This is a genomic window from Streptomyces sp. WM6386, from assembly GCF_000972385.1.
In the GTDB taxonomy this organism is placed as follows: Bacteria; Actinomycetota; Actinomycetes; order Streptomycetales; family Streptomycetaceae; genus Streptomyces.
Window position 1 is genome coordinate 1 of sequence record NZ_JXTE01000677.1, and the last position, 348, is coordinate 348.

The following is a 348-nucleotide window of genomic DNA, read 5'->3' on the forward strand; positions in this document are numbered from 1 at the left end:
GGGAGGGATTCGCCTTCGTTGAAGTGGTGGCCCCACGTTCTGTCGATGTTGAGGAAGCGGAGCAACGCGGCGGCCTGCACCCAGCCCTCACTCCTCGTCGAGCTTGTTCTCCAGCTCCTCGTCCTCGACCGTGCCAGGGAGCAGCGGCAGGTTGTGCTTGAGCTGGAGCGGCTGGTAGGCCGGGTATTGCGACAGTTCGATGCCAGCATTCTGCTTCAACAGAGGGAAGGTCATCAGGGCGCTCAGCAGTACCTCGACCCACGTCGGCTTGCGGCCCTCCGCCTCAGCGTTCTGGAGAACGCGCTGCATGTACTCCGCGCTTTGCATCAACGGCGACCAGTCGACGGC

At 63.5% G+C, this 348-nt stretch carries 1 protein-coding gene; it reads right to left on the reverse strand.

All coding sequences use genetic code 11. The annotated features are described in order from the left end of the window. Positions 1-87: 87 nt before the first annotated feature. On the reverse strand, positions 88-348 hold a 261-nt coding region (locus TN53_RS43210; protein ID WP_234441878.1), incomplete at its 5' end, for a hypothetical protein.